Below are 13873 nucleotides of genomic sequence, written 5' to 3'. Positions count from 1 at the left end.
AAATTGACGTTGGATCGCGTTAAACCGCGCGATGTCGATAAACCGTGAGAGTTGGGCGGTTGGGCATCGCTCAAGCCCCCAAACTCTCACCTCCGAATCCGTAAGCTTGTCCTAGCCCGCTAAGGCATCGTGAACCGTCTTGTTGTAAATAATTCGTCCCGGAGTGGTTTGAATGTATTGGGAAATTATCTGTCCATCGGCATCTAATCGCACCCGACGTGACTTGTAAGTCCGGGTAATACTCCCATCCGAGCCAGTTTCCTCTTGCAAGACTTCCGTGTCTTCCGGTTCCACCTTGCCGTTAAACCGTACCCAAACTAAAGCATGGAGATCGACCTGCTCCTGTTCGTAAGCTGTAATGGCATCTTCCAGGTTAGCGAAGTAACGCCCCGCGCCCTTGTGGGCATTGGGATTGTCGGCGGTCAGGTAATAGCACCCGAGTACCATATCTTGGCTGGGTGTAATAATCGGGCGACCGGTCGCCGGAGACAGAATGTTGTTGGATGCCAACATCAGCAATCGAGCCTCTGCCTGGGATTCGATCGAGAGTGGGACGTGAACCGCCATTTGGTCCCCATCAAAGTCCGCGTTAAAGGCAGGACAGACCAGAGGATGCAGTTGAATCGCTCGACCTTCCACCAGAATCGGTTCAAAGGCTTGAATCCCCAAACGGTGCAGGGTAGGTGCCCGGTTCAGCATTACCGGGTGACCTTCGATCACTTCTTCCAGCACATCCCAAACGATCGGATCGTTGCGTTGAATCAGTTTCTTCGCGGCTTTGATGTTGTTGACCAATCCTTGCCGAATCAAACGGTGGATTACAAAGGGCTGGAACAGTTCGATCGCCATTTCGCGAGGTAGTCCACACTGATGAATCTTCAGTTTTGGCCCCACGACGATCACGGAACGACCAGAGTAGTCCACCCGTTTCCCGAGCAGGTTTTGCCGGAAGCGTCCCTGTTTCCCTTCAATAATGTCTGACAGCGATTTCAGGGGACGGTTATTCGCTCCTACTACAGTCCGACCCCGCCGACCGTTATCAATCAGCGCATCCACCGCTTCCTGAAGCATCCGTTTTTCGTTCCGGACGATGATCTCTGGAGCCAGGATTTCTTGCAGACGTGCCAAACGGTTGTTCCGGTTGATCACACGGCGATACAAGTCATTCAAGTCAGAGGTGGCAAAGCGACCCCCATCCAGCTGCACCATGGGGCGCAGATCAGGAGGAATCACTGGAATCACGGTGAGCACCATCCAATCGGGTTGGGATCCCGTGGCGATGAAGTTATCAATCACCCGCAGGCGTTTGATCAGCTTCGCCCGCTTTTGTCCCTTGGACGTGGCAATGTCTTCCCGCAGTTGTTCGGCTTCCTTCTCCAGATCAATATCTTGGAGGAGCCGTTGCAAGGCTTCGGCACCAATCCCCACTTCCACGCCAGTCAGTTGCGAGTCTTCACTGTAAAGCTGATCTTCAATCTCGATCCACTGATCTTCAGTCAGCAGTTGCTTATAGGTAAGATAGTCCGCATTTCCAGGACTCAACACCACATAAGCGTTGAAGTAAACAATCTGCTCCACATCCCGCAATGGCATATCGAGCAGGATTGCCATGTAGCTAGGAATCCCTTTGAGATACCAGACGTGAGCTACCGGAGCCGCCAGCTTAATGTAGCCCATGCGATGGCGACGCACTCGGGATTCCGTAACTTCCACGCCGCAGCGTTCACATACAATCCCCCGGTGCCGCACCCGCTTGTATTTACCGCAGTGGCACTCCCAATCCTTTGCCGGCCCAAAAATCCGCTCACAGAACAGCCCATCCATTTCCGGCTTTAGCGTTCGGTAGTTAATGGTTTCAGGTTTGGTGACTTCACCCACTACCTGACCGTTCGGTAACGTCCGCTCACCCCACTGCCGAATCCGTTCTGGAGATGCCAGCCCAATCTTTACATAGTCAAACCGCTGCTCTAGCTTTGGCATCGTGTGTACTTCCTTCTTCTGCTTTGGCCAAACATTGTTGATGGAGGTGGTCTAGGAGGCGGAGATTATCTCTGATCCGCTCCTAGACCTGAGCCTGAGTCCTACCTAGTCGTCGCTATCGTCCATTTCATCTCTGGAAATGGATTCATAGGTGGGTCTAGATGGAGCGCGGCGGATGTTGACATCAGCCATCAAATCAACTTCACTATCGCGACTGGTGCCATCCTCACGGGTATCCAGTTTGTGAACGGCGACATCCAGACAGAGGGACTGAAGTTCTCGCATCAACACCTTGAAGGATTCCGGCGTTCCCGGTCTGGGGATCGCTTTACCCTTGACGATCGCATTCAGCGCTTCATTCCGTCCTTGCATGTCATCCGATTTGACGGTCAGGAGTTCTTGCAGGGTATAGGCTGCCCCAAAGGCTTCCAGTGCCCACACTTCCATTTCGCCAAATCGCTGTCCACCCTGTTGAGCTTTACCACCCAGAGGTTGCTGTGTCACCAGCGAGTACGGTCCCGTCGAGCGAGCGTGGATCTTATCGTCCACCAGGTGAACCAGCTTCAGCATATACGCCTTGCCGATCGTCACTGGGCGATCGAAGGGTTCTCCAGTTCGTCCGTCAAATACCTGAATCTTGCCCGGATCGGTATGGTCAAACAGCCAGTCTTTCTCGTTTTCTTCCCGCGACTCTAGCAGCTTGCCATGTACCGTTTCCCGCGATTTTTCTTCCCCATGCATTTCATCAAAGGGAATCACTTTGAACCGGACATTCAGGTTTTCCGCTGCCCAACCTAGCAGGCATTCATAAACTTGACCCACATTCATCCGGGAAGGCACACCCAATGGATTCAAGACAATGTCAACCGGAGTGCCGTCGGGCAGATAGGGCATGTCTTCCACGGGCAGAATCCGGGAAATAATCCCCTTATTGCCGTGACGACCCGCCATCTTGTCGCCCACCTGGATCTTGCGTTTTTGAGCCACGTAGACCCGCACGACCATGTTGGCACCAGGAGGGAGTTCATCACCCTGCTCCCGAGTGAACACCCGCACGTCTACCACCCGACCTTTTTCGCCGTTAGGGACACGCAGGGAGTTATCCCGCACATCTCTGGCTTTTTCACCAAAGATGGCTCGCAACAGTTTTTCTTCCGGGGGTTGGTCAGATTCCCCTTTCGGCGTGACTTTACCTACCAGGATGTCGCCCTGTTCCACCCAGGCTCCAATTCGGATAATCCCGGTTTCATCCAGTTGCCGCAGGGCATCTTCCCCCACGTTAGGAATTTCCCGCGTGATCTCTTCGGGCCCGAGCTTGGTTTGACGGGCTTCGATCTCGTACTTCTCAATGTGAATGGACGTATAGACATCGTCAAACACCAATCGCTCACTAATCAGGATGGCATCCTCGTAGTTGTAGCCTTCCCAGGGCATGTAAGCGACCAGGATATTCTGTCCCAGAGCTAATTCGCCCTGTTCAGTGGCTGAACCATCTGCCATCACCTGTCCGGCGCGTACCCGTTCTCCTAGCACCACGATCGGGCGTTGGTTCAAACAGGTGTCCTGGTTAGACCGTTGATACTTCTGTAACTGGTATTCATGTTCCTTGCCGTTCGGATCCTTCACCCGGATGCGATCGGCAGAGACATAGGTGACTTCCCCATCGGTGCGGGTGACAATCACCATCCCAGAGTCACGGGCGGCTTGAGCCTCTAGACCTGTACCAACCAGGGGACGCTCTGGACGCAGTAACGGCACCGCCTGCCGTTGCATGTTTGATCCCATCAGTGCCCGGTTGGCATCATCATGCTCCAGGAACGGAATTAATGAGGTCGCTACAGAAATAATCTGGACTGGGGAAACCGCAACATAGTCTACTTCCGTTGGCGTGGTGGTAGTGAAGTCCTGACGATAGCGTACAGGCACTTGTTCACCCTGAATGTAACCGTTTTCATCCATCGGGATATCACCCGGAGCCACCCGCAGATCATCCTCTTCATCAGCCGTCATATAGAGGGGAGCCTGTTCTTTCAGCACCCGCCCATTTTCGACCCGATAAAACGGAGTTTCGATAAATCCATAGGCATTCACCCGGGCATGGGTAGCCAGGGAACCGATCAGACCCGCGTTGGGACCTTCAGGCGTTTCGATCGGGCAAATCCGTCCATAGTGGGAGGGGTGAATATCCCGCACCGCAAAGCCAGCCCGTTCCCGCGTTAGACCACCCGGACCCAGGGCACTTAACCGCCGTTTGTGGGTCAGTTCCGCCAGTGGATTGGTTTGATCCATGAACTGGGAGAGCTGGGAGGAACCGAAGAATTCCTTAATAGCGGCAACCAGGGGTTTGGGGTTCACCAGCGAAGCCGGAGTCAGGGCATCGGCATCCGAGACGGTCATCCGTTCCCGAATAATCCGTTCCAGACGGTTCAGACCGACCCGCACCTGGTTTTGCAACAGTTCACCCACCGATCGCACCCGGCGATTTCCTAAGTGGTCAATGTCATCGATCGAGCCGATGTCAAATTCCAGGTTAATCAGATAGTCGATCGCCGCCAGAATGTCTTGTGGGGTGAGAACACGCACACTATCAGGCACATTCAACCGCAATTTCCGGTTCAGTTTATAGCGTCCGACTTTACCCAAGTCATAGCGTTTGGGATCAAAGAAGCGCGAATCCAGGAGTTGTTGACCCCCAGAGACGGTAGGAGGTTCACCGGGACGCAACTTCCGGTACAGTTCCATTAGGGCTTCTTCTTCACCATACTGCCCTTCTTTCTCGATCGTTTTCTGGAAGTACTCCGGATGACGCAACGCATCAAAGATTTCCCCGTCCGTCAGACCCAGCGCTTTCAGCAAGACCTGAGCCGAGAGTTTGCGGGTTTTATCAATCCGTACCCAGACCAAGTCATTCTTGTCAGTTTCAAACTTTAACCAGGCACCTCGGTTCGGAATCAGACTGGCATTATAAGTCCGTCGTCCGTTTTTGTCGGTTTCTGACTTGTAGTAAACCCCAGGACTGCGGACGATCTGATTCACGATCACCCGTTCCGCCCCATTAATAATGAACGTACCGCGATCGGTCATCAACGGCAGATCGCCAATAAACACCTCTTGTTCCTTAATTTCCCCGGTTTCTTTATTGATCAATCGGGTCGGAACATACATCTGAACTGCATAGGTACTATCACGCCGCTTCGCTTCGTCCACGTCATATTTCGGGCGTTTTAGCTTGTAGTCTTTACCAATAAAGTGAAGTTCTAGCTTGCCCGTATAGTCAGTGATTGGCGAAAAGCTATCCAGTTCCTCGATCAGACCTTCTTCGAGAAACCAGCGGAAGCTTGCCCGCTGAATCTCAACCAGGTCTGGTAAAGTGAAAGCGGGTGTGGAATAGATTTGCTCAGTCATGCGTCTCCTTCGGAAGGGTTACGCCCAGCGCAAGCAGGGGATTGTACAAAATTTATGGGCACAAGTCAACACAAGGCTGCGTAGATTCTAGGTTGAATCTAGGCAGCCCAACTAACGATTTACCAGAATAAACACTTCAACGACGTAGGACACTCTCCCGTTACTAGAAATCAACCTTGGAGCTACTTAAGCCAACTGACGGCTTATCGTTTGATCTATTAGAACCCAGCCAGACCTATCATCCCGGCTAGTCTACGGCGTGTAACAAAAAATCACCTTCGTAGAGTGAGAGCCCAACTATAGTTGATCGTGAAACTGGACATTCCGGTTACTTTTAAAGTTTGCTCTATCCATTATGACCTAAGGATGCGCTTATGGTGGCTTAATTGCTAGCAAAGATCTAAGAATCAGTCAAGCGTACTTAGGCAGCGACCTCCTGAGGAATGGCTAAACTAAACAGCCGACAGGCATTTTCAGTGGTTTGAGCCGCTAAATCTGCGATCGCAACTTGCCGCAACTTTGCCACCTGTTCTGCGACATAACGCACGTAGGACGGCTCATTCCGCTTCTCACCCCGTTTAGGAACGGGAGATAAAAAGGGACAATCCGTTTCAATCAGTAGGCGATCGCTGGGAACAATCCGGGCAGACTCTTGAACTGAAACAGCACTCTTAAAAGTAACAATGCCACTAAAGCTAATATAGAACCCTAAATCGAGAAACCACTGAGTTTCCTCGGGGGTACCGCTCCAGCAATGCATCACCCCTTTTACAGCCCCATGTTGTTGCCAGAAGTCGCGTAGCAAGACCGCCATTGGTGCCGCTGCCTCCCGACAGTGAATAATCACAGGTCGATTGAGCTGACGAGCGATCGTCAGTTGGGCAGTGAAGGCGGCGATTTGCTGGGATTGATTCGTCGCTTTAAAGAAGTCCAAGCCCGTTTCGCCAATAGCGACGACCCGTGGATCAGACTGAGCTAGAGCCAAAATTTCCGACGCAGAAGTGGATGTCCATCGATTATGAACATCCAGGGGATGCAGTCCAACCGCAAAGGACAATTCTGGGAATCGATCTGCAAGCGATCGAATACCCTGAAATTCAGCAGGCTCAACACAAGAGTGAACTAGCCGGACGACTCCAGCTTCACGCCAACGCTGAGCAACTGCCTCCAGATCAGGTTGAAAGGCATCAAAGTTGATATGAACGTGGGTGTCTATCAACTGCATGAGAATTGATTACTTCAGGTTAGGAGTTTAGAGAACTGAGGAGGGAATTTGGCAGAAAGCCGTCGATAAGAATCGTGCATCTGCTTCATCCATCCCGAATTACTGGACTACTAACCGTCGCTACGAGGCTACTGCTTGAGGAGCGTCGTGTTGTTTCAATGCTCTTGCTAGCCGAGACTTTTTGCGAGCGCCATTATTGGGATGTAATACACCCTTCTTGACAGCTTTGTCGATCTTGCTATATGCACTTGCCATTGCACTCTGAACAGCTTGCATTTGCTCAGAGGTGGGATTGGCGGCATAGGAACTAACGGCTGCGAAATACCGCTTCATCAGCGTTCTCACAGCGGACTTGTAACTCTTATTACGAAGACGGTTGCGCTCAGCGATTTTGACACGCTTGATGGCAGACTTGATGTTAGCCACAGGAAATCTCGAAACTCTACCTATTGAACTCTATCGGACAAATGCACTAAATGCTAGATAAATTACTATAGCACCTATTTTCCCGAACAACGCGATCCCGCTTGAATCCAGGTTAAGCTAGAGTAAACCGAGAACGGGCGCATCTGAATATTAGCTATTGTCAGAACCCCCCTGAGAATTGTTCTCGACTGAGCAACTCCGTAAGATTGGCATTCCGACTCCATGCTGCGAATTATCACTCAGCGGGCTGAGGCACGAACTGAACTGCGACGCATTTGCGATCGCACCCATGACGATCAAGTGATTCATAAAGAAGCGACCGTGCGGGAAGTGCTTCAGGCAGTCAAGCGTCAAGGGGATCATGCTCTCCTGCATTACACATCTGAATTTGATCATCTTGACCTGAAGGCAGAAGAGTTGCGAGTTAGCGGCTCTGAAATGGATGCGGCCTATCAGCAGGTTCCGAAGGAACTCCTGAATGCGATCCAACTTGCCTGCCGCCAGATCGAAGCCTTCCATCGCCAGCGCATTCCCAAAAGTTGGGTACAGTTTGGGGATGATGAGGTGGTTTTAGGCAAACGCTACACTCCGGTCGATCGCGCCGGTATCTATGTTCCTGGTGGGCAAGCGGCTTACCCGAGTACCGTCCTGATGAATGCCATTCCCGCAAAGGTGGCAGGGGTACCTCGCATTGTCATGATGACTCCACCCAGTGCGGATAAGGGGGTGACTCCTGCCGTACTCGTGGCGGCACAGGAAGCTGGCATTGAAGAGATTTACCGGATTGGTGGGGCACAGGCGATCGGGGCATTAGCCTATGGAACCGAAACGGTACCTAAGGTTGATGTGATCACGGGTCCTGGCAATATCTATGTGACGCTGGCGAAGAAACTTGTCTACGGCACCGTGGGGATTGATTCCTTAGCGGGACCATCCGAAGTGCTGATTATTGCCGATAAGTCTGCCAACCCCACCTATGTCGCTGCCGATATGCTGGCGCAGGCAGAACACGATCAGATGGCAGCCTCGATTTTGCTGACCGATGATTCAGTGCTGGCGCGTAAGGTAGTGGATGAGGTGGAACGGCAATTGGTCGATCATCCCCGCCGGATCCTGACCGAGAAGGCGATCGCTCACTATGGTCTGGTCGTGGTTGTGGAATCTCTGGATGAGGCGGCGGAACTCTCGAATGAGTTTGCCCCAGAACACTTAGAGCTAGAGATTACTGAACCCTGGGATCTGCTCGATAAAATTCGCCATGCGGGAGCGATCTTCCTGGGTTCCTCAACTCCGGAAGCCGTCGGTGATTATCTGGCAGGTCCGAATCACACGTTACCGACTTCGGGAGCCGCTCGGTATGCGTCGGCGTTGGGGGTGGAAACCTTCTTGAAACACTCCAGCTTGATCCAATACTCCCATACAGCCCTGCAAAAGGTGGCTTCGGCGATCGAAACGCTGGCGACCGCCGAAGGCTTACCGTCCCATGCGGCATCAGTTCGCTTCCGAGTGCGGGGTAGTCAGGAATTGCCGGAGACGTAACAGGCTGAAGGTCTGTCCTAAATTGAGTGGCAGGAGGGAAACTCCTTCCAGGCGAGACTGAATCCAGCCCTCGCCCCAATGCCACTCATGAAAGCCATCGATTCCCTGACTTAACAGAAACCGCAGGCAGGTCGAGTCTACTCGATCGACCTGATGCTGGACGGCGATCGGGCCAAGCCAACTGGTAAAGGTTGTTCCTACGTGTAGTTCTTCCGGTAAGCCATCGGACAGTTTTTGGGGTAGCCATTGGCGGAGTTGGTGAGGGCGTAGCAGGCTGTCGCGTAGTGCCTGTTCCGTGGCATTGATCTCAATCCGGAGGCTGCTTTGCTGAAATGTACCAAGCATACGGTCAAAAATTTCCGAGAGTGCTATTCCAGTGTAGAAGCGCGATGATACTTGAGTGGGAAAGTAGTCGTAAAGTTTGGTACTGGTTGTTTGCTGGTAAGAATTTAACTTTCAAAAATAATCTGGTAGGTTTTGCTCCAACGATCGCTGGAGTCTTGTTAAGGATTGTAGATTTATTAAGGTGTAGTTTTGCGTAGGGGCGTGGCATTCGGTAAAAAGTCCTTGCCGTTGCCCCAGAAATCTCTGCCGAATGCCGCGCCCGTACTGAAAGATGCAGATTTATTTAATTCCTATTTCTAAGAGCGATCGCCTAATCCTATCTCGACCGGAAAAAGCATCATCGACTTGGATGGAAGTGTTATAAGGAACTGAGTCGCTGAACAGTAGAGTTCAGAGTTACAGTGCGCGAGGTGGGACAGGATGCATGAAGAGATTTTGCCCGGTTTCAGTTTTCCGATCGGGGCAACGGTGCGATCGGGAGGGGTAAATTTTTGCATTTATGCCAAATATGCGACGGCAATGGAGTTGTTGCTGTTTGATGAACCCACGGCTCCCAAACCCGCGCGAGTGATTCAACTCGATCCAAAAGTTCACCGGACGTTTTACTACTGGCATGTGTTTGTGGGTGGGATTGGTTCCGGGCAGGTGTATGCCTATCGGGCGCATGGGCCGTTTATTCCCGAAGAAGGGATGCGGTTTGATGGCAGCAAGGTACTCCTGGATCCCTATACCCGCGCGGTGGTGAATTGGGAGAACTACGATCGGGAAGCTGCCATCTATCCCGGCGATAACTGTGCCCATGCCCTACGGGGAGTGGTGTTTGCCTCCAGTATTTATAACTGGGAGGCTGATGTGCCCCGCCATTTACAAAGCACGACCTATGACTGGGAGAGTGATTTACCGATTCGGAACCCGTATGCCAAAACGGTAATTTATGAAATGCATGTGGGTGGGTTTACCCGCGATCCGAGTTCGGGGGTCGCTGCCGACAAACGCGGCACGTATGCCGGATTGGTGGAAAAAATTCCCTATTTGAAAGAATTGGGTGTAACTGCCGTTGAATTATTACCAGTACATCAGTTCGATGAACAGGATGTCAAACCGGGACTAACAAACTATTGGGGCTATAGCACGATCGCATTCTTTGCGCCCCATGCTCAGTATAGTTCCCGCCGTGATCCCCTTGGGCCAGTGATCGAATTTCGGGATATGGTCAAGGCTCTCCATAAAGCGGGCATTGAAGTGATCCTGGATGTGGTGTTTAACCATACGGCGGAAGGCGATCACACCGGCCCCACTCTGTCGTTTAAAGGGTTAGCGAACCGCGCCTATTACATTCTGGAACCGGATCAGATTCACTACAGTAACTATAGTGGCTGTGGCAATACCCTCAAAGCCAATCATCATGTGGTGGGACGGATGATTCTGGATTCGCTGCGCTATTGGGTTGCCGAAATGCACGTCGATGGGTTTCGGTTTGATCTGGCATCGGTGCTGTCCCGTAGCCAAACCGGACATCCTCTAGAGGATCCACCGATTTTATGGATGATTGAGGCGGATCCAGTTTTAGTCAATGCCAAGATTATTGCCGAAGCCTGGGATGCGGCGGGGCTGTATCAGGTGGGGTCATTTCCGGTGGCCGATCGCTTTGCGGAATGGAATGGGCCGTTTCGGGATGATGTGCGGCGGTTCGTCAAAGGCGATCCCGGCATGGTGAAAACCTTAGCCGCCCGAATTATGGGCAGTCCCGATATTTATCCCCAACCCGATCGCGAACCGAATCGCAGTATTAATTTTGTTACTTGCCATGATGGCTTCACGCTGAATGATTTAGTCTCCTACAACGAGAAGCACAATGAGGCGAATAACGAAAATAGTCGGGATGGCGGCAACGATAATCATAGTTGGAACTGCGGGGTAGAAGGGGCAACCAATGATCCCGCGATCGATGCCTTACGGTTACGGCAAATTAAAAACTTCTACACGATTCTGCTGTTTTCTCAAGGCACACCGATGCTACTAATGGGCGATGAGGTGCGCCGGACTCAACAGGGCAATAACAATGCCTATTGTCAAGACAGTGAAATTAGTTGGTTTCACTGGCATAGTGTAGACAACCAGACAGATCTCCTACGGTTTGTCAAAGCGTTGATCTGGTTTACTCAAGGGCTGGAATTGTTTCAACATGAGAAGATTCTCACCGTCACCTATGCCAGCCAGGAACCGCATATCGTTTGGCATGGGGTGAAATTAGGACAGCCGGACTGGAGTGACCATTCCCATAGTCTGGCCTTTACCCTGCGGCATCCTAAAGCTGAGGAACAACTGCATATTATTTTGAATGCCTATTGGGAACCCCTCACGTTTGAATTGCCACCACTAGGGCATGGTGAGGTCTGGTGTCGGATTGTGGATACCGCCCGATCGTCCCCCGATGATTTCTGTAGTCCAGAAGCAGCACCCGTTGTTCATCAAGGCTATTACACAGTGGGGTCGCGATCGTCTGTAGTGTTAATGGTTCGGTAAATATCGAAGAGGACAAATCTGTGTTGATAGCTGCCATGCATGATTTACCGACAATTCCAGAATTAATCGACGGACTGCCGAATTTGTCCGGTTGGGAGGTGGAACTGGCTCGTGTGAGACAAACCCAGTCCCCCGTATTCCTGCCTAGAACAAACCTGCGATTAGATGAGATTTCGGCGGCGTTTGCGATCGCCTTACACATGCATCAACCGACGATTCCAGCGGGGATAAACCAAGGCTTGATCAGCCACTTACAGTATATGTTCGAGCATTCCCAGGAAGGGGATAATCACAATGCTGCACCCTTTGCCTGGTGCTATTCCCGTATGGGAGATTTAATTCCGGAGTTGGTGGCTCAGGGCTGCAATCCGCGCATCATGTTGGATTATTCCGGCAACTTGCTGTGGGGGCTGCGGCAAATGGGACGGCATGACATTTTGGATAATTTGCAGCGAATTACCTGTGATCCGACCTATCAACCCTACGTGGAATGGTTAGGAACGATGTGGGGGCACGCCGTCGTCCCGTCCACCCCGATTCCCGATATCAAGCTGCATATTCAGGCCTGGCAACACCACTTTGCGGCAATCTTTGGTTGGGAAGCATTGGCGCGGGTACGGGGATTTTCGCCACCGGAAATGCATTTACCTAACCATCCGGATACCTTATATGAATTTGTCAAAGCTTTAACGGACTGTGGATATCACTGGGTACTAGTCCAGGAACATTCGGTTGAAACTCTCACCGGAGAATCATTACAGGAAAAATATTTGCCCCATCAGTTAGTGGCTCGGAACTCCTATGGGGAAACAGCAACGATCGTCGCCTTGATCAAAACTCAAGGATCAGACACGAAATTAGTCGGGCAAATGCAGCCTTACTATGAGGCCAAAACTCGCGATCGTCAGACATTCGGAGACATCTCGATTCCGTCTCTGGTGACACAAATCGGGGATGGCGAAAACGGTGGTGTGATGATGAATGAGTTTCCCGATGCCTTTAGACGTGCCTGCTACGACATGCGCGATCAGGGGAATGGTGGAGCTAAAACTGTTGCCATGACCGGGACAGAATATCTAGAACTGATTGCGGCGGCTGGAGTTACACCCGATCGGTTCCCGACCTGCCAAGCCATCCATCAACATCAGATCTGGCAACGAGTTCCTGCCGATCGTGTCACTCCCGAAGCTGTCGCAACAGCGATCGCGGAACTGCAACACACTCACTCCCAGATTCATTTTGACGGGGCTTCCTGGACAAATCATTTAAGTTGGGTCAGGGGCTATGAGAATGTGCTCACGCCGATGAACCAACTGAGTGCCAACTTTCACCAACAGTTTGATCCACTTCTGGCAGCAGCCGACGATCGCTCAGCTATCACTCAATCTGACCACTATCGCCGCTCACTGCTTTATAACCTGTTACTGCAAACCAGTTGTTTTCGGTATTGGGGACAAGGTGTTTGGACAGACTATGCCCGACAAATCTATGACCAGGGACAAGCCACGATCGCGGGTCACGGTTGAGGGGATGAAGGGCGGCGATCGCTAGCTTCGATTCAGCTTAATGGGATTGCAGATCCGCAAACAAAAGATTCAGCCGCTCGGCAACATCCGCTTTGCCTTCCGGATCGGCGTTGTGTAAAAACACATCCAAAATAAACCAGCGACAGATATCCGGATCAATTTTCACCAATGCCAGCATCACCTGATTGAGAATTTCCGTGGTTAATTCATCCGGTAGCCGCCGTAATTCATCGCGAATCATCAAAGCTTCTTCCACCGATCGCGTTTGACTGACTGTGACCACAGCTTTAACCACCATTTCGACCAGATGATCGAGGTCAGGGGTTAGAGGCGGGTTCGGGCGATCGTCGGATGGTTGCTCTGACAAGAAAAACCTACTCTGTGCAATTTTTTTCTATGTTTGAATCAATCATTGATTCGTGAATCCAGTTCGGATTGTGGATTAAATAAATTCGCCAACTGTACGGGCAGGTTCAGCAGACCAATCTGCGCTCTGCAATGGATTTGACGGCAAAACCCGCTCCTACCCAATCTCAAACTGATTTAATTCCCATTCCTTACTCAATCATTAGTCCAGTGATTAGATTGATAACTGTCTAATTCTGCCGCTATTACGCATAACTTGGCAAGCAATGTTATTTACCTAACAATTTGCCAGTTGGCCTCGAATGATCCTGAACGGCTTGCTATTGTGCGATTAATTCCTGTTCTTGAGCTAAGGTGGTTTGTCTAGTTCCCATTAACTAGATTTAAATCTCACAAAAGAGAATCAACCTATAAAACTTCTATCCTTTGATAGAAGACAGAGAACACTATCCGTGGCGGACAATAGCTAAAGTATAAACTCACATGAATTGTGGCTATTTCGGGAGGGCTTTTCCTCTACCTGTAAGTAGAAATA

General features: G+C 51.2%; 9 protein-coding genes. 3 read left to right on the top strand and 6 right to left on the bottom strand.

The genetic code is table 11. The annotated features are described in order from the left end of the window. Positions 1-111 precede the first annotated feature (111 nt). From ACN4EK_RS18155 to rpsT, 4 genes are all read right to left on the bottom strand, one after another. The gene (locus ACN4EK_RS18155) at positions 112-1980 is read right to left on the bottom strand and encodes a DNA-directed RNA polymerase subunit gamma (protein ID WP_431659506.1); all 1869 of its coding nucleotides are present in this window, start codon (positions 1978-1980) and stop codon (positions 112-114) included. A 105-nt stretch (positions 1981-2085) separates the two neighbouring features. After that, positions 2086-5385, bottom strand: coding sequence for a DNA-directed RNA polymerase subunit beta (rpoB, locus tag ACN4EK_RS18150; RefSeq protein ID WP_431659505.1), 3300 nt, complete (start codon positions 5383-5385; stop codon positions 2086-2088). A gap of 421 nt (positions 5386-5806) precedes the next feature. Next, positions 5807-6610 (bottom strand): TatD family hydrolase, encoded by an 804-nt coding sequence (locus ACN4EK_RS18145; RefSeq protein WP_431659504.1) that lies wholly within the window; start codon positions 6608-6610, stop codon positions 5807-5809. A gap of 120 nt (positions 6611-6730) precedes the next feature. Continuing rightward, positions 6731-7036 carry a 30S ribosomal protein S20 gene (rpsT, locus tag ACN4EK_RS18140; RefSeq protein ID WP_431659503.1) on the bottom strand — a complete coding sequence of 102 codons (306 nt, stop codon included), beginning with the start codon at positions 7034-7036 and terminating at the stop codon, positions 6731-6733. A gap of 222 nt (positions 7037-7258) precedes the next feature. Between rpsT and hisD the strand changes: the two genes are divergently transcribed. After that, positions 7259-8575: a histidinol dehydrogenase gene (hisD, locus tag ACN4EK_RS18135; protein ID WP_431659501.1), complete on the top strand. Its 1317-nt coding sequence runs from the start codon at positions 7259-7261 to the stop codon at positions 8573-8575. Here hisD and ACN4EK_RS18130 read toward each other — a convergent pair. Then, positions 8528-8920 (bottom strand): hypothetical protein, encoded by a 393-nt coding sequence (locus ACN4EK_RS18130; protein ID WP_431659500.1) that lies wholly within the window; start codon positions 8918-8920, stop codon positions 8528-8530. The two genes, hisD and ACN4EK_RS18130, sit on opposite strands and share 48 nt — an antisense overlap. 420 nt (positions 8921-9340) lie before the next feature. Between ACN4EK_RS18130 and glgX the strand changes: the two genes are divergently transcribed. Next, positions 9341-11446: a glycogen debranching protein GlgX gene (glgX, locus tag ACN4EK_RS18125; protein ID WP_431659498.1), complete on the top strand. Its 2106-nt coding sequence runs from the start codon at positions 9341-9343 to the stop codon at positions 11444-11446. A 20-nt stretch (positions 11447-11466) separates the two neighbouring features. Continuing rightward, on the top strand, positions 11467-12972 hold the full coding sequence (locus tag ACN4EK_RS18120) for a glycosyl hydrolase family 57 (RefSeq protein ID WP_431659496.1): 1506 nt from the start codon (positions 11467-11469) through the stop codon (positions 12970-12972). 37 nt (positions 12973-13009) lie between these two features. Here the strand turns inward: ACN4EK_RS18120 and ACN4EK_RS18115 are convergent, their stop codons facing one another. Continuing rightward, positions 13010-13339, bottom strand: coding sequence for a hypothetical protein (locus tag ACN4EK_RS18115; protein WP_431659495.1), 330 nt, complete (start codon positions 13337-13339; stop codon positions 13010-13012). Positions 13340-13873: the final 534 nt, after the last annotated feature.

Origin of the sequence: Pantanalinema rosaneae CENA516, assembly GCF_050753385.1 — a bacterium.
Taxonomy (GTDB): domain Bacteria; phylum Cyanobacteriota; class Cyanobacteriia; order Leptolyngbyales; family Leptolyngbyaceae; genus Pantanalinema; species Pantanalinema rosaneae.
This window is presented reverse-complemented; position numbering and strand designations above follow the sequence as displayed.

Coding starts and splice junctions, on each gene's coding strand:
- ACN4EK_RS18155 (WP_431659506.1), bottom strand. CDS start 1,980: ATGCCAAAGCTAGAGCAGCGGTTTGACTATGTAAAGATTGGGCTGGCA.
- rpoB (WP_431659505.1), bottom strand. CDS start 5,385: ATGACTGAGCAAATCTATTCCACACCCGCTTTCACTTTACCAGACCTG.
- ACN4EK_RS18145 (WP_431659504.1), bottom strand. CDS start 6,610: ATGCAGTTGATAGACACCCACGTTCATATCAACTTTGATGCCTTTCAA.
- hisD (WP_431659501.1), top strand. CDS start 7,259: ATGCTGCGAATTATCACTCAGCGGGCTGAGGCACGAACTGAACTGCGA.
- ACN4EK_RS18130 (WP_431659500.1), bottom strand. CDS start 8,920: ATGCTTGGTACATTTCAGCAAAGCAGCCTCCGGATTGAGATCAATGCC.
- glgX (WP_431659498.1), top strand. CDS start 9,341: ATGCATGAAGAGATTTTGCCCGGTTTCAGTTTTCCGATCGGGGCAACG.